Origin of the sequence: Paenibacillus mendelii (assembly GCF_024498075.1) — a bacterium.
In the GTDB taxonomy this organism is placed as follows: domain Bacteria; phylum Bacillota; class Bacilli; order Paenibacillales; family Paenibacillaceae; genus Paenibacillus_Z; species Paenibacillus_Z mendelii.
Genome location: NZ_JANHOF010000002.1, coordinates 721357 through 739775 on the forward strand (window position 1 = coordinate 721357; position 18419 = coordinate 739775).

Annotated in this window: 17 protein-coding genes; 7 read left to right on the plus strand and 10 right to left on the minus strand. The window is 54.5% G+C overall.

Translation table 11 applies throughout. The annotated features are described in order from the left end of the window. Nucleotides 1–76 precede the first annotated feature (76 nt). Together NNL21_RS10495 and NNL21_RS10500 are read left to right on the plus strand one after the other, a co-directional pair. Complete coding sequence (locus NNL21_RS10495; RefSeq protein ID WP_204816953.1) at nt 77–550, plus strand: hypothetical protein; 474 nt, start codon at nt 77–79, stop codon at nt 548–550. After that, nucleotides 547–1236 carry an AIM24 family protein gene (locus NNL21_RS10500; protein WP_204816952.1) on the plus strand — a complete coding sequence of 230 codons (690 nt, stop codon included), beginning with the start codon at nt 547–549 and terminating at the stop codon, nt 1234–1236. The genes NNL21_RS10495 and NNL21_RS10500 overlap by 4 nt, the downstream gene beginning before the upstream one ends. Before the next feature lie 73 nt (nt 1237–1309). Here NNL21_RS10500 and NNL21_RS10505 read toward each other — a convergent pair whose 3' ends face one another. Next, the gene (locus tag NNL21_RS10505) at nt 1310–2014 is read right to left on the minus strand and encodes a DUF2225 domain-containing protein (RefSeq protein ID WP_204816950.1); all 705 of its coding nucleotides are present in this window, start codon (nt 2012–2014) and stop codon (nt 1310–1312) included. 4 nt (nt 2015–2018) lie between these two features. Further along, nucleotides 2019–2411 carry a globin domain-containing protein gene (locus NNL21_RS10510; protein ID WP_204816949.1) on the minus strand — a complete coding sequence of 131 codons (393 nt, stop codon included), beginning with the start codon at nt 2409–2411 and terminating at the stop codon, nt 2019–2021. A 459-nt stretch (nt 2412–2870) separates the two neighbouring features. Here NNL21_RS10510 and spoVV point away from each other — a divergent pair, with 459 nt between their 5' ends. The 3 genes from spoVV (at nt 2871) to NNL21_RS10525 (ending at nt 6563) form a co-directional block, all read left to right on the plus strand. Next, nucleotides 2871–3956, plus strand: a complete 1086-nt coding sequence (spoVV, locus tag NNL21_RS10515) for a dipicolinic acid transporter SpoVV (protein WP_204816948.1) — start codon at nt 2871–2873, stop codon at nt 3954–3956. A gap of 67 nt (nt 3957–4023) precedes the next feature. Continuing rightward, nucleotides 4024–4821, plus strand: coding sequence for an NAD kinase (locus tag NNL21_RS10520; protein WP_204816947.1), 798 nt, complete (start codon nt 4024–4026; stop codon nt 4819–4821). A gap of 2 nt (nt 4822–4823) precedes the next feature. Beyond that, a complete protein-coding gene (locus NNL21_RS10525) occupies nt 4824–6563 on the plus strand; it encodes an ABC transporter ATP-binding protein (RefSeq protein WP_204816946.1) in 1740 nt (579 codons plus the stop codon). Between the two features lie 94 nt (nt 6564–6657). Here the strand turns inward: NNL21_RS10525 and NNL21_RS10530 are convergent, their stop codons facing one another. Both NNL21_RS10530 and lipA read right to left on the minus strand, forming a co-directional pair. After that, nucleotides 6658–7419 (minus strand): YutD-like domain-containing protein, encoded by a 762-nt coding sequence (locus tag NNL21_RS10530; protein ID WP_204816945.1) that lies wholly within the window; start codon nt 7417–7419, stop codon nt 6658–6660. Between the two features lie 19 nt (nt 7420–7438). Next, on the minus strand, nt 7439–8332 hold the full coding sequence (gene lipA, locus NNL21_RS10535) for a lipoyl synthase (RefSeq protein ID WP_204816944.1): 894 nt from the start codon (nt 8330–8332) through the stop codon (nt 7439–7441). Between the two features lie 112 nt (nt 8333–8444). Between lipA and NNL21_RS10540 the strand changes: the two genes are divergently transcribed. Next, on the plus strand, nt 8445–9521 hold the full coding sequence (locus NNL21_RS10540; RefSeq protein ID WP_256555152.1) for a M23 family metallopeptidase: 1077 nt from the start codon (nt 8445–8447) through the stop codon (nt 9519–9521). 88 nt (nt 9522–9609) lie between these two features. Here the strand turns inward: NNL21_RS10540 and yunB are convergent, their stop codons facing one another. Further along, on the minus strand, nt 9610–10464 hold the full coding sequence (gene yunB / locus NNL21_RS10545; RefSeq protein WP_204816943.1) for a sporulation protein YunB: 855 nt from the start codon (nt 10462–10464) through the stop codon (nt 9610–9612). A 203-nt stretch (nt 10465–10667) separates the two neighbouring features. Here yunB and NNL21_RS36745 point away from each other — a divergent pair, with 203 nt between their 5' ends. Beyond that, complete coding sequence (locus NNL21_RS36745; protein ID WP_373567543.1) at nt 10668–11045, plus strand: MBL fold metallo-hydrolase; 378 nt, start codon at nt 10668–10670, stop codon at nt 11043–11045. 104 nt (nt 11046–11149) lie between these two features. Here NNL21_RS36745 and NNL21_RS10555 read toward each other — a convergent pair whose 3' ends face one another. The 5 genes from NNL21_RS10555 to NNL21_RS10575 all read right to left on the minus strand — a co-directional run bounded on the left by NNL21_RS10555 (nt 11150) and on the right by NNL21_RS10575 (nt 18345). Further along, a complete protein-coding gene (locus NNL21_RS10555) occupies nt 11150–12340 on the minus strand; it encodes a glycoside hydrolase family protein (RefSeq protein WP_204816941.1) in 1191 nt (396 codons plus the stop codon). 185 nt (nt 12341–12525) lie between these two features. Next, nucleotides 12526–13572 carry a response regulator transcription factor gene (locus tag NNL21_RS10560; protein ID WP_204816939.1) on the minus strand — a complete coding sequence of 349 codons (1047 nt, stop codon included), beginning with the start codon at nt 13570–13572 and terminating at the stop codon, nt 12526–12528. Continuing rightward, nucleotides 13550–15451: a histidine kinase gene (locus tag NNL21_RS10565; RefSeq protein WP_204816937.1), complete on the minus strand. Its 1902-nt coding sequence runs from the start codon at nt 15449–15451 to the stop codon at nt 13550–13552. The genes NNL21_RS10560 and NNL21_RS10565 overlap by 23 nt, the downstream gene beginning before the upstream one ends. A 233-nt stretch (nt 15452–15684) precedes the next feature. After that, nucleotides 15685–17412 carry a DUF3502 domain-containing protein gene (locus tag NNL21_RS10570; protein ID WP_204816935.1) on the minus strand — a complete coding sequence of 576 codons (1728 nt, stop codon included), beginning with the start codon at nt 17410–17412 and terminating at the stop codon, nt 15685–15687. A gap of 51 nt (nt 17413–17463) precedes the next feature. Further along, nucleotides 17464–18345 (minus strand): carbohydrate ABC transporter permease, encoded by an 882-nt coding sequence (locus NNL21_RS10575; protein ID WP_204816932.1) that lies wholly within the window; start codon nt 18343–18345, stop codon nt 17464–17466. Nucleotides 18346–18419: the final 74 nt, after the last annotated feature.

Genomic DNA, 18419 nt, shown 5'->3' on the forward strand with positions numbered 1-18419 from the left:
TCGGTTTGTTCAAACCTCCAGAAACGGGGCAAAATGTAGGCATCCTTCTACACGTTTCGAGGCAGGTGACAGACTTATGTTCCAGCTCTGGCGGATTGGCGCTGCTGTCGTTCTTACAAGCGGTATTATCGCGCACTCGTTCCCGTCACCGTCCGTTGAAATAGCGGGCGTTATGGACCGGTTGAAAGATATTTACAGCATCCCCGACAAATTGGAGGAGCTGAAGGATCAATACGTTCAGATGCAAAGCGTGCTTATCGAGCAGCAGCGAAGGCTCGAGGAGGCTCAGCAGGCTGCGGAGCAATTTGCCAAACGCCAGCAGGAACTAATCGAGCAGAACGACGTCTATCGCGAGCAGAATGAGCTGCTCACCAAGCGTATCGATCAGCTGGCGCAGGACAAGTTCAGTCAGCAGCAGCTGTTTCGCAAAATCGCGGCATCTGTGCTCGTGTTAGCTGGCATGGGACTGCTTTATCTGATCTCGGTGCGGATATGGAGATACTGGTCATGGCGCAAGCACCGCAACCCAAGCGGAGGTGCCGGCACATGAATGTAACCGCGCCTGCTCCGATCGGCCATGCCAAAGTCATGCTTGAACATGGAGAAGCTATTCATGTACTACATCCCAACGCCATTATCGCTTATCAAGGCTCCCCCCAGCTGCGGGAGGACCGATTCATGGATCTGGCCGGCATGTACCGGAAGAAGAAGTGGATCCGCTCACGCATGCAGGGACCTTCCCAGTTTATTCTCGGGCTCCCGGCCGGCAGTACATTAAGAACCATGAATATCGCGCCGGGCAGCGATTTATTGTTCGATTTTCGCCACGTCCTGTTCTACTCGGACGGAATGATTATGAAAAGCCGCATTCAAAAAATAAAAACCGTTTGGATCACGCATGAATGGGTTCGCATGCGCTTCAGCGGCCCAGGCTCGCTCGGCATCCTCGCCGCTGGCGATCTGGGGATGCTCGAGCTCGATCCCGTTAGACCGCTCTACGTGGAGAAAGGGGCGCTGATCGCTTATCCGGAGCGGGCCAGCGTCAAGCTCTCGGTCTATGGGAACCCATTGGCCAGCCAGCACATGCAGATCCAATGGGAACTGACAGGCAGCGGTCCGATTCTCATCCAGACCGGATCGCGGGATTCGCAGCTGGAGGACCAGCTTCACGGGGGCAGCTTGATCAAACGGATTTTTCGCGAGCTGCTTCCGTTTGGCGGGATCTATATCAAGTGACCCTGTACTTCAAGCACATCATAAAGAAGCCGTCCAGGTTCAAGAACCGGACGGCTTCTTTATTGCTAATCGGTCATGCGTATAGCTCACCATGTTCGGAGGAGTTCAAGTAAGCTTCTGGAGACTGCTCCGCTCGCAGCAGCTGCCATTGTTCCCGGCTGGCACGGATCATGGAAGCATCCGTAATCCGCTTATCGTTCACGACACGAGAGAACCAGCGTACAGCCTCGCCCTTCTCCCCTACCCGCCGGTACAGCTCGCCGATCAGGAACATCAGCTTCGCATTATTAAGGGAAACCCCTTCTTTTTCGTAGACCCTTACATATGCCTCTAAAGCAAAACGCAGAAATCGCTGCTCCTGCTCCTTATTGTCCGTGTAACGATACAGCCAGGCGATGTGATGCAATATACCCGCAACCACGCGTTCCTTCTCTCCGACCACTTGTCCGCACAGAAGAGCCAGCTTGTAGCATGCCATAGCCTGCTCTGGCGTCCGACTTCCGCCATAGTCGCGCGTTTTCCAATGGGATCCGATCTGTTCGTAATACTGCTTCCGCTTCGCGTCAGCCAATTGTTCGATGCCGTTCTCCGTCGTTGCAAATCCGCATTTCGGACAAACCCTTACAACATAATAGTCCGGATTGACATCCTCCCGGTAATACCCGCAAAAATCGCTGTCCCGCGATAAGGCTTTCTTAAAGCTCGATCTCACACGCGAGGTTTGGAAGGACTGTTCACAGCAGATGCAAGTAATCGTTGACTGGTAGAGCGGCTCCATGGGATCACGTCTCCTGTTCGTTAGTGGTGTTCACAAAGTGGTACGCAGGGCCTGACAGCCGATCCAGCACGAACCGCTGCAGCTCATCCGGCAAATCCGTCTCCGCGAGCGCACGCCTCATACAGTCGAGCCACGCATCGGCATGCGCTGGCGTTATCGGGAAAGGCAGATGACGAGCGCGCATCTTCGGGTTTCCGTATTCATCGGTGTAGTAGGAAGGCCCTCCGAAAAATTGAGATAAAAATTTGGTCTGTTTCTCCATAACCGGCATAATATCCTCCGGAAATAGTGGCGCAAGCAGCGGATGCTGTTGAACCTTAGGATAAAAGGCCTCCGTAATTCGCCTTACCCCTTCAAGGCCTCCGACGTCATCAAAGGTAGTTCTATAGTTATTCATCGACATGTCACACTCCATTTTATAGGTCTTTGGTATTATATAATAAATTAATTTTATCCCAAATGATTGCGTCAGCCGAACAACAAAAAAATGCCCTTCAAGGAGGGCATTCTGCGACTGTTGGAACAACTCAAGCAAATTTACTAGCTTTCATAATCCTCTTCCCCGGGAGCCAATAAGGACTCGCGGATCACGTAAACAAAAGCGCAAACGAGGATGCCGGCAATAATACTCATAAGTGATCACCCCAGCGTCTGGATATAGATCTATTGTATCACAGCTGTGTCGAAAACACATCAATCTTTTGCAAGCGTTTTCTAAAAATATTTTTATAAGGATTGCATCCTATTTATGCATCATTTTTCTCACCTGGTACTTGTTTGTCCACCTCCATTCATATAGTTATAGTAGATCGTCCACAAGCATGACAACAACACTGACTGCAATGGAGGGGAATTTGTGCAACTCGTCCGTTATTTGTTCCGGCCTGCGGTTATTCCCGCTTGGGTCGCTGTGCTGCTCGCCCTGCTGCTTGCCATATTTCCAGCTGCAGCCTTGCATGCATCGATACGCGGGCTGTCCATATGGTGGGAGGTTTTATTTCCTGCACTTTTCCCATTCTTCGTGATATCGGAGCTGCTGCTTGGATTCGGCATCGTTCACTTCTTCGGCACGCTGCTCGATCCGCTTATGCGCCCGCTGTTTAGGCTTCCCGGAATCGGCGGGTTTGTCGTTACGATGGGTTATGCCTCCGGTTATCCCGTCGGAGCGAGGCTAACGGCTCAGTTATGGGAACAGCGGCTCATTACGCGGGTCGAAGGCGAGCGGCTCGTCGCCATCACGACCACCTCGGATCCGATCTTCCTGATTGGAGCGGTGTCCATCGGTTTCTTCCACAACGCCGCGCTCGCTCCCCTGCTCGCCGCCGCTCATTATGGAGGAGGCCTGATCATTGGGCTGCTCATGCGCTATCACGACAGGAAGGCGCCTGAGTCGCCACAAGTCCCTGCAGCTTCCTCCACAGAGACAGGCAGGCGCTCCTCACGGCTCGCGCAAGCGATAACCGCCATGCATCGGGCCAGATTGCTGGACGGCCGCTCAACCGGCACGCTGCTCCAAGAAGCCGTACAAGCCGCGCTCCGGCTTATGATTGTGGTCGGAGGACTTGTCGTCTTCTTCTCGGTCGTCATGGAGCTGCTCACCATGGTCGGCATGATCGGGACGATCGCCGAGCTATTCCGTATCGTCATGAGTACACTGGGGATGCCGGCATCGTTATCTGAAGCGGTTGTCAACGGATTGTTCGAGGTCACGCTAGGAGCCAGAACGGCGGGGGAATCGACAAGCAGCGGCCTCATTCACCAGGTAGCCATTGCCGCTTTTATCCTCTCCTGGGGCGGAATGTCCGTTCACGCCCAGGTCGTCAGTTTGCTGAGCCGCACCGATTTGCGCTACCGGCCGTTTCTCATAGCCCGATTGGTGCACGGCGTTATTGCCGTTCTGCTCGTGTATATCCTCTGGAATAGTATGGCACCGACCGGATAACGTTGTCTTTAGGGGCGATTTCCGATATGATCGACTTATTATATCGGTGCGGAAGGAGCTTATTTCATTGAACTACGTCGTAGTGGACAGGGGTGACCAGCTGTCCAAGCAACTGGCTGGGCAATTTCATGAGCTTGCAGCCGCAAGAGGCCTCACCTTAAATGAAGAATCGCCGGAGATGGTCGTTTCGATCGGCGGCGACGGTACGCTGCTGCAAGCATTCCACTCCTATAGCGATCGCATTTCCGACGTTGCCTTTGTCGGTGTGCATACGGGACACCTCGGTTTTTTTGCGGATTGGAAAGCCGACGAGCTCGAGGAGCTCATTCGCATGATGACGGAGAGCGAGCCGCGTATCGTCCGCTATCCGCTCGCGCAGATCGAGCTGGAAACCGCCTCGGGCATTTCGAATCATATCGCGCTGAATGAATTTACCATTAAAGGCGTGGATAATACGATCGTGGCGCAGATCGATATCAATGATGAATTATTCGAGATGTTCCGCGGCGACGGCATCGTCGTCTCCACCCCGCTCGGCAGCACAGCCTATAATAAGAGCTTGGGCGGAGCCGTTATTCATCCATCGATCGAATCCCTGCAAATTGCAGAGATCGCTTCGATTAACAACCGGGTGTACCGGACACTTGGATCTGCTGTCGTGCTGCCTCAGCATCATCATTGCGACATCATCTCACGCAAGGAGCAGCGGCTGCTGTTGTCGTTTGACCATCTGAACATGACCCGAAGCGATATTCGTTCCATTCGGTGCAGCGTAGCAAGCCGCAAGGTAAGCTTTGCCCGATACCGGCCGTTTCCATTCTGGAATCGGGTGCGCGAAGCGTTCCTCGGCTATGATGTCAAATAACGATGAAAGCTTTTCGCGCTTACTTAAAAGTTGTTAAGCCTTACCGGTGGATGATCGCTCTTACGCTCCTGATTGGGGCGGTCAAATTCACCATTCCGCTTACACTGCCGCTCTTTCTCAAATATATCGTGGATGGGGTGCTCCTTGCCCCGATAACAGCGGAAGTTAAAATCGAGAAGCTGCTCAAGGCGCTCGGCTGGGGCTTCCTGCTGTTCGTCGTCGTCCGTTATCCGGTGGAATATTACCGGCAATATTTTGCACAAATGACGACTAGCCGCATCCTGTTCGATTTGCGGGGCAAGCTGTACGGCCATCTTCAGAAATTATCGATCCGTTATTTTCAAAACCGGAAGTCCGGAGAAATTATTTCACGCATGATGAATGATGCGGAACAGACGAAGTCGCTTGTCGAGACCGGATTGATGAACATTTGGCTCGATATGTTCACACTCACCGTTGCCCTCATCATCATGTTCCAGATGAACGCGGTGCTTACACTGGTGGCGATCATCATCCTGCCCTTCTACGCCATCGCCGTCAAGAAGCTGTATAAACGGCTGCGGGACTACTCACGTTCAAGGTCGCAATCACTTGCCGAGATGCAAGGTTACTTGAATGAGCATGTGAACGGCATTCCAGTCGTGAAGAGCTTCACACTGGAGACTCACGAGGAGAACCAATTCAGAAATCGCAATGCAACGTTTCTTCAGAAGGCGCTTGCGCTCACGCGGTGGAATGCGCTGACACAATCGATCATCAACACCTTGACTGAAATCGCACCCTTGCTCGTGCTGGCGTATGGGGGCTATTTGGTTGCACTCGGGGATCTCACAATCGGCGCCTTCGTGGCCTTCTACAGCTACTTGGACCGTCTCTATTCCCCGCTTCGCAGGCTCGTCAACGCTTCAACCGAGCTCACTCAAGCTTCGGCATCACTCGAACGGGTCATGGAGCTTATGCATGAGACGCCGGAGATTCAAGATCAATCCGGTGCGAAGGAGCTTCGGGATGTGCGCGGCGAAATTGAGTTCCGCGGCGTGTCCTTCCGCTATCTGGAGGATGGGGAATGGGTGCTGCGGGGGATCGACCTAAATATCCCTCACGGCCAGACCGTTGCGCTTGTCGGGATGAGCGGCGGCGGCAAATCATCGCTCGTTAGCCTGCTCGCCCGCTTTTACGATATCCAAGAAGGATCCATTACGATTGACGGGCGGGATATACGGTCGGTTACCCAGCATAGTTTGCGCGCTCAGATCGGCATGGTACTACAGGACAGTATTCTGTTCAGCGGAAGTGTGCGGGATAATATTTTGCTCGGAAGCCCCGGGGCTTCGGAAGAATCCATGATGGATGCCGCAAGACAGGCTAATGCGCATGATTTCATTATGTCGCTTCCGGGCGGCTATGACACCGAGATTGGCGAGCGGGGTGTTAAGCTCTCGGGCGGGCAGAAGCAGCGTATCTCTATCGCGCGGGTCTTCCTCAAGAATCCCGCTATTCTCGTGCTTGATGAAGCCACCTCGGCTCTTGATCTGGAGTCCGAGCATGCGATTCAAGAATCGCTTGGAGCGCTCTCGCGGGATCGCACGACGCTCATCGTGGCTCATCGTCTTTCTACAATTACCCATGCGGATACCATTGTTGTGGTTGAGCACGGGTCGATCGTCGAGCAAGGTACGCATGAGGAGCTTATGGCCATAGACGGCGCATATGCAAGACTGTATAACGTACAGCATCTCTAGCTGGCTGCCATGATCAGCGTTTATCCGTAATAGTGCAATGCAAAAAAAGTGGCGGTGCAGAACTAATCTGCACCGCCACTTTCCATTCCAACGCTTAGCTCTTTGAACCTCCGGGTTCTTTGCCCCGAGGAGCCGGTGTTTCTGATGCTGCCGCCACAGGAGCCTTAGCAGACGCAAACGGGGGCTTCTTCGGACGCTGTCCTTGGTGCGGACGCTCGCCTGCATGTGACGCTCCGTGGTGCTGGCGGGAAGGCCGCGCTCCCTCCTTGTCATGCTCTTTATCCCGGTCCTTAGGGAGCGGCTTACGGCCGCTGCCGGACGTCTCTTTATCGGAATCACGGTTGTGGTCCTTGCGATTCGGCTGCGAACGCGTGTAATCCTTCCGCTGATCACGCGGATTACGTGGAACAGCCCGGATATGCTCGCGCTTCACGACGACTTCGCCTTCTGCTGCTGCAGCTACAGGAGCTGCAGTTCCATCATAGGCGACCTCACCATCCTCATTCTCGCCATCGGACCGTTCAGGATCCGGAAACTCGAACACATCCAAATCGATGTCGTCCTCGCCGCCTTCCTGCCTTCCGCCAGGCTGCTTCAGAAGTACGAAATAGGCGCAGCCGAAGTTGCAGTATTCGTTAATGTAATCGACCAAACCCGAAATGGTGCTGCCCGGTGTTGCTTTCGGGTGATTATCGCGAAAGAACCCTTTTAGCCGCAGTTGATTGTAGCCCCAGTCGCCGATGACGTAATCATAACGTTCCAGCACGTCGCTGTAACGGTCGCGGAACGCCTCGGGATTCCATCCGTTTTTGTGATCTTGAACAAGTTCATAGGATCTCCCGCCGATATGGATCAAAGCTGTTTGTCACTCCTTCTCACATAGAGGCCGTTTTTGCCTGGGTTGCTGACTGTACTTGCTGATGTGCATGATATGAGCTGCGAACGAGCGGCCCGGATTCAACGTGGCTGAAGCCGCGCCGCAATCCTTCTTCTTTTAATTTGGCAAATTCATCCGGATGGACATAACGATCGATAGGCAGATGATTCGGTGTCGGCTGCAAATATTGACCCAATGTCAGAATATCGCAGTCCACAGCGCGCAAATCGTCCATCGCTTCCAAAATTTCCTCGTAGGTTTCGCCCACGCCAAGCATGATGCTTGATTTGGTCGGGATATTAGGCTTCATCGCTTTGGCTTGTTGAAGCAGCTCGAGTGAACGGGCATACTTGGCTTTCGCGCGGACGCGGTTAGAAAGCCGCTTCACAGTCTCTATATTATGATTCAGAATATCCGGCTTGGCATCCATAACCGTTTGAAGTGCTTCCCAGTTGCCCATGAAATCAGGAATGAGCACTTCTACGCTGCAGAGCGGCAGTTCTTTACGAATCGCCTTGATCGTTGCCGCGAAGATCGAAGCCCCGCCGTCCGCCAAATCGTCGCGTGCCACGGACGTTACAACGCAATGCTGAAGTCCCATCTGCTGCGCCGCTTCCGCGACACGTTCCGGCTCCTGCAGGTCAAGCTCGGTCGGCATTCCCGTCTTCACCGCGCAGAAGCGGCAAGCACGGGTACAAATGTCACCCAATATCATAAAGGTTGCCGTACGGTTGGCCCAGCATTCATAAATGTTCGGACAGCGAGCTTCCTCACATACCGTATGCAACTTCTTGGAACTCATCATATCTTTAATCTCGGCGTAGTTGCCGCTGGTCGTTAATTTAATTTTAAGCCAGTCCGGTTTGCGCTCCGGCTGCTGCACGGTCTTCATGAGGCATACCTACTTTCTGTACTTTCCTGCGTCTTATTATAGCACGTTTCGGATAAAAACCAATGATTTTGAAGATGATACGGGTGAACGTTTCTTCCTAGAGGTGACCTTAATGAAATGCACCCGAATTCGCTGCACCATGCTTCTTGCTTGCACGATTGGCTTGCTGCCATCGCTAGGCTTAGGCATCGGAGCCGCTCATGCAAAGGCCTTGCAGGCTCCCTCCAAGGACCCTGTCTACCGCGCCGCGGGCAGTACAAATACGACGAATAAAGGCCAAGCGTTCGACAAACGCAGGGAGCTCTTCGACCAGATGAGCGCCATAACCGGCGTCCCCTGGTATAGGCTTGCAGCTATCGATCAATATGAGCGCACGATGACGAAGGCCCGCTCGAAAACCCGGCAGCAGCTTGGGGAATGGCTTGGCATCTACATGACACCTGCCCAATGGGCGGGCCAATTGAACCCTGATGATGAAGATCAATTTCCTTTATCCATCCGCTGGTTCAGCGGCTCCGGCAAAGATGGTGACGGCGACGGTCTAGCCGTTCGCACCAGCGACGCCGACCTGCTCTATGCTGTCGCAAGCCATCTCATGAATTTCGGCCCGGCCGAAGATGATTTTTCAATCGGCGTATGGCAGTATTATCACAACACGCGAGCCGTTCAACGAATTCGCCAGTTTTCTCGTATCTATGCCGCTTACGGCCAGCTCGACCTGTTCGAGCATGCCTTTCCTGTCCCGGTAGGTAATAATTACTCGTACAAAGGAACCTGGGGCACGAAACGCAGCTGGGGCGGATACCGGATCCACGAGGGAACTGACATTTTCGCAAATCATGGCGTACCTGTGCGCAGCACCTGCTACGGAATCGTTGAGGTAAAAGGCTGGAATCCTTACGGGGGCTGGCGTCTGGGAATCCGGGACTTGAACAATGTGTATCACTATTACGGCCATCTTTCAGGCTATGATAAGACTGTCGCGGTGGGTACGATTGTTAAGCCCGGACAGACGGTTGGCTGGGTCGGAAGCTCCGGCTACGGAAAGCCCGGCACGCAGGGGAAATTCCCTCCGCATCTTCACTATGGCGTCTACCGCGACCGTGGCTTGATCGAATGGTCGTTCGACCCGTATCCTATGCTGCGTCAATGGGAGAGCGAAGAACGCAAACGGCTCAAACGGAATTAAAGCAAGCAAGCCGTAAACCAGACCGCTTAAGACCCCAACACGGAAGGAACGGCAGCAGAGCACAACCTTGAGCTCTGCAGCCGTTCCTTTATTCGTTCTCAGGCGTATTCGAATGTGGAGCTTCCCCAGCGTTTGAATTCCCATTCCCGCCTTGCTCCGTGGACAACGAATCCTCCTCCGCCGGGCTAGTCGTCACTCCGCTCTTGCCGGGCTCGATCGGCAGTGAAATATTCGGTGCTCCCGGGGCCGTTTCACCTACTGGCTGGCCTTTATTATCGTAATAATACATCGGTACATCGCCTACAACCAGCAAATAGGAAATCGGAATCTCCGTCTCGACCAGCTCGGGCCTCGTATCAAACGGTATGATTATGGAGACCTCCGCTGTAATCCTCATATACACTTCAACCAGGATCATATTGATGCCGGCGTCCTTCTGCCTGGTGTTCAAATCCACCTTCACGGCTCCAAGCGGCTCGAATTTGACCGGTACCCGAGGACCGTAGGAGGCGATAATCGCGCTTCCCAGCGCCTGGCCAATCGGAATATGCTCCGGAATATCGCCCAGCTTCGCCAATGTCCCTTGAACGGTTTCGATCGTCTGGGAAGTGATCCGCATATGCTCACCATAATTCAGCATAAAGCCGGAAATCTTCCCGCTTGCGTTCGTCTTCCAGTCAATCAGCTTCTCAGCCGCATCCGTTTGGTGCGCAACCTGCTCCGTTATGGATTTATTAATCGCTTGGGTAGCGACCTGTTTAACCCTGATCATTGCAACATTCATCAGCGGATCGCGCAGGTTCCGCTCGATAAAGATAAAGAATTGGAACATCAGAAATAAGAGTACGAGCGTCACGATAAGAAACATTTTACGGCGGCTGAGCTTCCCCGTCCGCCGGCGACGACGGCTGCTGCGCCATCCTCTTCTCCCCCATCTTGACATGCAGCGCCCCCCTTCCACACTTCGTCCGCATCCCCTTTCCAAGCTTATGCAGTGTCCGTCCAAAAAAGAAGAAGCACCATTCAGTGAGGGTGGTCAGTTCCGCGGCGAGCGATGAAGAGAAGCCTAACCTTTCGTCTTCTTCCGGTTAATGATTCCCGGCTTCAATCCGGCTGACACTGTTCCTAACCAGCCCTAATACATCATTGAACTTGCCTGGCAGTCCATCGTCCGTCTCGGTCATTTGCAGCAGGTTAACTAGGTCGCGCTGCTGTCCTAACATCATCGTTCAGGCGGAAGGCCTGACGATCCTGTATGCGGGGAATACGGCGCTGTTCTCGGATATGAAAATGATTGGCGACCGCCATCTGATCGATATCGTTTTCCTGTCGATCGGGGACCACTTCACGATGGGACCGGGCGACGCGCTGCCAGCTGCCGATTGGTACGGCGCGAAGCTCGTCGTCCTGGTCTACAATTCGTTCCCCCGCGATCCGCCAGGATGCCAAAGCATTTCGAACGCCGCCTGGAGGCGCGTGCTCTCCTCGGGGGTGACGCTCGAGGTTACGAAGGAGCGATTGTAACCCCCGGCAAAATACAAAAGGAATCCGCGGCGACGACTCGCCGCGGATTCCTCTCTTCAACGCCAATGCCGAGCTTGCCCGCCTAGAGCCGATCAAGCCGTTCCCTACCCATACTTTTGCTTGGCGTCAGCCAGGGCGAGGCAAGTATATACTTCGCTGCCACCGTAATAAGCCATCCACTGGCCTTCATGCCGAGTCATGCCCGTGAAGAAAATCGTGTCCCGGAAGTAGGAGATGATCTCGTCCGGATTCGCGGCACTGCGGGCATCCTCCCAAGGATACCTCTCTTCCGCGATCAGGACCGGGCGAGGCAACCATGCAAGGGCCTGTTCCGGATTGCTTTTGGTTAAGAACACCTCGCCGACGGCGTAGAAATGCCCCGTATGATGCCCGCCCGTGAAGAGCAGAATTCCGTCCGGATGCGCGTCGCTGTAATCCGCCAGAGCGAAGCAGCCTTCGCCGCCAGGCCAGAATTCGCTCATTTCGCGAGATTCCCAATGAATGAGATCGTCGGAGTACGCGATCAGGCCGTCGTTGACGTACATGACGAACTTGCCATTCGCGCGAACCGCCTCGTTGTCCGGATTCTGCAGCACGCACGGATTGCGGTGAATCCTCGTCGCCTCGGGGAAAGCCAATCCGACCTTCACCCAATGAAGCAGATCCTTGGACGTCGCGATAAAGACGCCGTTTCCCTTGGGATTGGAGAAATCTCTCCAGTCCCACTTGTTGCAGTACAGGTAGTAGGTGTCCTCATGCTTAACGACGCACACGTCCTCGAAGCTAAAATCCTCGTCTTCGCCTCGACGGAACAACTGGCCGCATCCCGCTGCGCGTTCGAAATGAATGCCGTCCGAACTTACCGCGACGCCGATATCGCAAATATAATCCATGGCGCCCATATCCGTTAAGCCTTCTTCCGCCCCGCCCCAATAATCCTCGCGCAGCGGTTCTTCGCCGCGGTAAATATAATAAAACTTCCCGTCTTTGCGCACGACGGACCCGTTATGCACGCCTCCGCCGAAACGGCCCCGGTCCCAGCCTTCTTCCGCCGGAGCGAAAATCGGATTGCTCTCGTACTTGCGGAAAGGGCCGATCGCCCAATCCGGAAGCCGGTAGGATGCTTCGTCTACCGATTCTTCGGAGAATCCGCCCCAATATTTCTCTACATTATATTGCGTCGCTTCGTACATCTCCTTCTGGTACGTCTTTCCCCCGCCCTGCCAAGCAAAAAATCCATCCCCGAAAAAAGCTTTGCGGTCTTCGTCCTTTGGCTTCTCCGCTTCGTCGCTCATTGCAATTGCCTCCCCGATTCGTGTTGCCTTCATTATAAGATGGAAAACAACCCGATCGTTACGCGGGCATTTGCTGTATGCGGACGGTTTTTTTCGGCCAAACGCCGCGCTCGGACAAAAAAACCACCCTCTTGAGCAAACGGATTCCTCTTTCCGTTTCGCGCGTCCCTTCTCGCGGCCCGCGGTCAGCATCCCCCTCGAAACAGCATGCGGTATTCGCTTGGCGTATGCCCGGTTTTCATCCGGAACACTTTGCCGAAATACTTCTCGTCATGGAAGCCCGATTGCTCCGAAACCATATAGACGGGATAATTGGTCGTTTCCAACAGCGCTCTGGCGCGTCTGATGTTGAGTTCTTGCACGTAGGTGACGAACGGAAGGCCTACGATTTCTTTGAAGCTCTTGCTGAAATAGCTGATGCTCATGTTGATGGCCTTGCAGATTTCCGCTTGCGTCAGTTTGTCGCCGGCGTGCTCGCCCAGCATGTCGATGGATTCGATAATCGAAGCCGCGACCTCTTCCGAGTACATCGTGTTGCGCAGCAGCGTTCTCCCCCGGTCGCGAACGGCTTCCACCCAGATTTTGAGTTCCGCCATCGTGCCGTTCTCCGGCAACTCCTCCGCAAGAGACCGCAAGGACGAGAGAGAAGGACAACTGACGGGCCATTGCGCAGCGCCGGCCAGCAAGGCGTTCTTCCATCCGGTCGGCTGGAAGCTCTGCAAGGATTCTCCGAGCAGGCGTTCATACAAGACTTGATCCACGATCCATTTCAATCCCCGCCAACCACGGGCGAGATGCTCTTGGGCGGCAGCCGTCTCGGCCAGCCCGCCGCCCAGTCCAGTCTGCCCGGCGGACGCGGAGAATTGCGCGGCAATCCGCTGCAGCAGCTCCAACACGGAATCGTCGTCCAATTGCGTCTTCACGATATAGTCTACGGCGCCCAGCCGCAGGGCCTGCTGCAGGAAATCGAACTCCTGATGGCAGGTCAGCACCACCGAACGGACGTGCGGGTGGCGCTCCCTCAAGACGCGCAGCAGTTCAAGTCCTCCCATGCCGGGCATGGAGATATCCGTGAAGACGAGATCGATGCCGCTCTGTTCGATCACGCGAAGCGCCGCCTCGGCGGTCTCCGCCTCTCCCGCCAGTTCCATGCCGAAATGCGATAGCGGCAGCATGCTCAGAATCCCCCTCCGAACGAGCGGCTCATCCTCAACGATCATAGCTCTTATCATCGGTTTCCCTCCCCGTCATATGATCCGGCATCGTAATGGCGATGGTCGTTCCGACATCGACGACACTTTCGATCGTCATATCCGCGGCGACTCCGTAATATACCTCGAGCATTTTCTTCACGTAGTTCAAGCCGATGCCGAGCCCCGACTTGCGACCGCCCTCGCCGTTCAGCAGCTCCCGGATTCTCTCCGGCGTCATGCCTTTGCCGTTGTCCGCTACTCTGATATAGATCCGTCCGGCTTCCGCCATGCCGAGCGTGACCCGGATATCTCCCTGTTCACTCAGCAGTCCGTGATAGAGTGCGTTCTCTACGAGCGGCTGCAGCACGAAACGCGGAATCGGGACGCCGCCCACCTCCGGTTCGAGATCCACGGCAATATTGAACCGGTGATCGTAGCGGACGTTCTGAAGCTCGATATAATCGTTCAGAGCGTCAATCTCCTCTTGGACGGTAACGATCATGCTGCTCTTGGCCATATTGTAATGCAGGACGCGGGTGAACACCTTCACCAGGTTCACGATTTCCGTCTGTCCGCCCGCCCTCGCAAGCCACTGGATCGTGTTGAGCGAGTTATGCAGGAAGTGGGGATTGATCTGCGACATGAGCTTCTCCACCTCCAGCTCTCCCCTCCGCTTCTCCTTCTGCTCGACTTCGAATATCAGCTCCACGATTTTATCCCTCATCGTTTGGAAGCTGGCGAACAACATATCGAATTCCTGCAAATTCGTCCGCATCACGGAGCGCTCTTCCTGATTGTAGCTGAAGCGTTTGATCTCGCGATTGATGCCGCGCAGCGGCCTGTACACCATCCACCATATATAGATTGCGGCCAGCACCGTTACCAGCAGTGACAGCACCGCCACCCAGGCGAACTGAATTTGCCAGGCGTTCAATTCCTTCTCGTAGTCCGCCAGAAGCACGAGGAAATACATCGTCCATCCTTGGGCGCTTCTCGCCGCGAACTGCTTATAAGCTTGCAGCCGGGCATCCTTCTTCTCCGGAGTCACGAAACTCCCGACCGGAATCCGCTCGGTGATGTCGCTGAACATGACTTGGCCCGCGGCGTTGGTCAGCAGTTGCTTGCCATGCAGGCCGATCGGCGTGTTCGCGAACGTATGCAACTGATCCCCGAACCTCGCCTCCAGATAAATGTAGTAGCTTTCTCCGGCTCGATAATCGATTTTTCGGATCAACGAGACGACGATTTCATCATGCTCCTTAAGCACCGATGGATGGGGACTGTTGAAGTCCAGCTGATTCGCGCGATAAAGCAGCGGAAACGGTTCGTTGTCGATGCTCCCGAAGCTAAACGCGGGCAGGAGCGGCGACGTCTCGAATTGCACCGCATTCTCGTAAGCCGGCAGATAAAGGAAGAGTCCGTTCACGCTGGGATTGGAATAAATGATATTGGTCAGCGATTTATCGATGCGCACGAACAGATCCGTCTTGCGGACGGGATCGGTATTGTTCAAGTATTCCAGCACGTCGTCGCCGAGCCCGCCGTTAACCACCAGCAACTGCGAGACGCTTCCCAGATTGGCATAAATATCCTCCAGCGATTTCATTTCGTTGTCGACGATAGACTGATAATTGACACTGATTTTCTCCTGCTGGACTTTATCCAGCCAATAATACGACGTAAAACCGACCAGCACGATCGGGGTCACGCTGACGATAATCAGCAAAATAATCAAACGTCCCTTAAGTGTATCCGGCCACAAAGCGGTTCGCCAACGACCGTTGCTCCTCTGTGTAATGTCGATGCTGCCTCCTCGCTGCAATGGCGCCTTGCGGGTAAGCGAATTACGGGAGACGCTAATGCCCGCAGTCATCCCGTCGACTCTCCCCACAGGACGAAACCGCTTTCCTATTCCCATTATAGCCTTCTCCGGATCTATCGCCAATAAGGAACGATTCGGCGAACTTCGGCTGTTCTCTTGGCAAGACGGTCGGACGGATCAATCCTCTCCCCCGACTACAGCAAGAAATTCCTCCGTTCCGATAGCTTCTTGTTTGCCGTAAGGCGAACTCGAGATCGGATAGCCGCGGTCGCGGTAGACCGATATCAAAAACGGCGACGCAGTGATTCCCTATCGTCGCCGTTCTTGTCCTATTGCGCTGCCGGTTGTTGATCGAGGAAAGCTTGCAGCTGCTTCTTCAATTCGTCCTTGATGGCTTGGATGTCCGCCTGCAGGCGGCCGTTTCCTTCCCACTTACTCTGCAGTAGCGCCAGGCCCGCCGCGGGATTCCCTACCATGCCTAACTTGTAAGCCAGCTCTTCGTTGAACATTTTCGCGAAGTCCGGATTGGCCATTTGGCTCTTTACCGGATCTTGGTTAAACGCGAATCCGGCGATGGCGGACTTGATATATGTGTTCTCGTCCGCCATGTATTTGTAGTAGTCGACCATTTGGTCCGGTATGCTGTCGGAGAGGCGGATGTATTTCGGGCTCCAGGTCAACAAGTAACCGTTGAAGCTGTAATTCTGGGCCAGATCGACGCCCACCGGATATTTGAACTTGTCGTCACCGACCGGCTCCCAATGCTTGCCCTTGATGCCCAGCTCGAACAGGTCGTGATTGTCCTGGTTCTCGAAGAGCCAGTTGATGAAGCTCATGGCCCGATCCGCATTGCCCGAAGTCTTCGGAATGCAGAGGAAGTTCCAGATCCGGAAGTCGCTGATGTAGTAAGGGTTCGGCTGTACCTTATCGCGCGTCTTGTTCTGGTACAGATAGATGCCCAGCTCGGCGGAAGGCACGCCTGCTTTCAATTGCGCGTTGATGGAATCGAAGTTCGCCATCGTCTCGATCATCGCGGCCGCTTTGCCCGCCGCGAACGTGCCTGTCGCGTCCTTGCGGACGATCGGCTCCTTCTCGATGTAGCCTTTATCGTGCCATTCGCGAATCGCTTCGAAGGTGGAGTAGTCCTTGCCGTTGAACGGCGCGGGGAAGCCCGCTACATTCGCCGCTTTGTCGCCGTTCACAGTCACGTCGACGACTTGCTTGTCTTTCACGATCGCGGAAGCGATGATGTTCGGGGCTAGGCTAATGTCCCAGATGCCGGCGTCCGGCTTGCTCGGCAGATCCTTATTACCGTCGATCAGAGCGGACGCGCCGTAGTTGCCGTCGTTCCTGACGACGAGCGGAATGACGTTCTTGTCGTTCTGAAGCACATTGTCGAAATACTTGATCATGTCATCGTTGCTGGCGATCTCGCCCATACCGTACTTCGTCGCCAAATCTTTGCGGTAGAACATAACGGCAAGCTCTCCCAGATAATGGCCCAAGGGAACGCCGTACGTATGCAGCTTGCCATCCTTTCCGGTAAATTGGTTATTCTCCAGATAGCCTTGCCCGAAAGCGGATTTCAGACCCGGCCATTTATCGTTATTGAAGTAGTCATCCAAGTTCGTGTAGTTATCCTGCGCGATGAACGTGTTCATGTTCATCCACGGCGCGTCGAAGGCGATATCCACTTGTTCGCCGGCGGCAAGCTTCAGCTTCAGCTTGTTGACGTAATCCGCCTGCGGCGTGAAAGTGAACTTCAGCTTCAGATTAAGCGTGTCCTTGGTCTCTTTCTCGAACTCCGCCACGACGTCGTCGAATTGGTTCGGCTTATCGCCCCATAGCATAATGTTCAACGTCGTTTGTTTGGGCGGTTCGGGTTTATCCGCGTTCGCGTCCCCGTTCGTTTCCTTGCCGGCGTTTGTCTCCGAGCCGACCGAGTTGTCTGCCGGTTTGTTCTGCGCGTCGTTGCCGTTGCTGCACGCCGCCAGCAGGGAGATCCACATGACAACGGCAAGCAGGACCGAAGCCGTCTTTACACTTTTGTTCTTCATTTGCTTAAGCCTCCCGATGATTATATATGCCAATCGGTCCGTAAACCGAGTTTAGCCTTTAATCGCGCCTACTTTCAATCCGCCTACAAAATATCGTTGCAGGAACGGGTAGAGGAAAATAATCGGCCCTACCGTCACCATCGCGGTCGCGAGCCGCACCGTGTAGGCCGGGGCGACCGCCGCCGTCGATTGGGAACCCTCAACCGCGATGTTCTGGGCCATGTCGACGTTGCGAATGATCTGCATGATGATATATTGCAAAGAGTACAGATCTGGATTATCGATATAGAGCATCGCCGGGGCCCAAGAGGACCAATACCCCAGTGCATAGAACAAGCCGATCGTCGCAAGCGCCGGCAGCGAAAGCGGCAGCACGATGGAGCGAAGCACTCGGGTCTCGCCCGCTCCTTCGAGCTTGGCGGATTCGAACAGCTCTTTCGGAATGTCGTTGAAGAAATTGCGCATAAGGAACAGGTTCCACGGCGAGAGGAGCGCCGGCAGAATATATACCCAGATCGAATTCTGAAGGTGAAGGTATTTGGTCGTCAGGATGTAGCTGGAAACCATCCCGCCACTGAAGAGCATCGTAAAGTAGAAGAACATGGCGATATGCGGTCCGTAATACAACCTGCCCCCGGAGAGCGAGTAGGCCGCCATGCTCGTCACGATCAAGCTTAGAGCCGTGCCGACGACCGTAATGAAGATCGTGACAAGGTATGCCTTCGGAATCGTGGCGGTGGTGAGAATGGCCTTGTACGCCGCTCCGGAGAAGGCATTCGGGAACAAGCGGTAGCCGTCCCGCAGCAATGCCGATTCGTCCGTGACGGAACTGGCGATGACAAGCAGGAACGGGTACAGGCAGGCAAGCGCGAAGATCGCCGTGAACAGATAGAACAGGACGGTCATGGCGCGGTCGTAGCTCGAGTTTTTCATGTTGTCCCTCCTTGGCTAATAGGATGTGCTTTCGGGTTGACGCGCGTCCGGCGAACCGGTCACCCGCGAATGTA

Bases quoted from the DNA above. Each gene is read 5' to 3' on its own strand.
- NNL21_RS10505 (WP_204816950.1), bottom strand. From the start codon at position 2,014: ATGGAGCCGCTCTACCAGTCAACGATTACTTGCATCTGCTGTGAACAG.
- NNL21_RS10575 (WP_204816932.1), bottom strand. From the start codon at position 18,345: ATGAAAAACTCGAGCTACGACCGCGCCATGACCGTCCTGTTCTATCTG.
- NNL21_RS10495 (WP_204816953.1), top strand. From the start codon at position 77: ATGTTCCAGCTCTGGCGGATTGGCGCTGCTGTCGTTCTTACAAGCGGT.
- NNL21_RS10500 (WP_204816952.1), top strand. From the start codon at position 547: ATGAATGTAACCGCGCCTGCTCCGATCGGCCATGCCAAAGTCATGCTT.
- NNL21_RS10510 (WP_204816949.1), bottom strand. From the start codon at position 2,411: ATGAATAACTATAGAACTACCTTTGATGACGTCGGAGGCCTTGAAGGG.
- lipA (WP_204816944.1), bottom strand. From the start codon at position 8,332: ATGAAGACCGTGCAGCAGCCGGAGCGCAAACCGGACTGGCTTAAAATT.
- NNL21_RS10560 (WP_204816939.1), bottom strand. From the start codon at position 13,572: ATGATAAGAGCTATGATCGTTGAGGATGAGCCGCTCGTTCGGAGGGGG.
- NNL21_RS10570 (WP_204816935.1), bottom strand. From the start codon at position 17,412: ATGAAGAACAAAAGTGTAAAGACGGCTTCGGTCCTGCTTGCCGTTGTC.
- NNL21_RS10540 (WP_256555152.1), top strand. From the start codon at position 8,445: ATGAAATGCACCCGAATTCGCTGCACCATGCTTCTTGCTTGCACGATT.
- yunB (WP_204816943.1), bottom strand. From the start codon at position 10,464: ATGTCAAGATGGGGGAGAAGAGGATGGCGCAGCAGCCGTCGTCGCCGG.
- NNL21_RS10525 (WP_204816946.1), top strand. From the start codon at position 4,824: ATGAAAGCTTTTCGCGCTTACTTAAAAGTTGTTAAGCCTTACCGGTGG.
- NNL21_RS10555 (WP_204816941.1), bottom strand. From the start codon at position 12,340: ATGAGCGACGAAGCGGAGAAGCCAAAGGACGAAGACCGCAAAGCTTTT.
- NNL21_RS10565 (WP_204816937.1), bottom strand. From the start codon at position 15,451: ATGGGAATAGGAAAGCGGTTTCGTCCTGTGGGGAGAGTCGACGGGATG.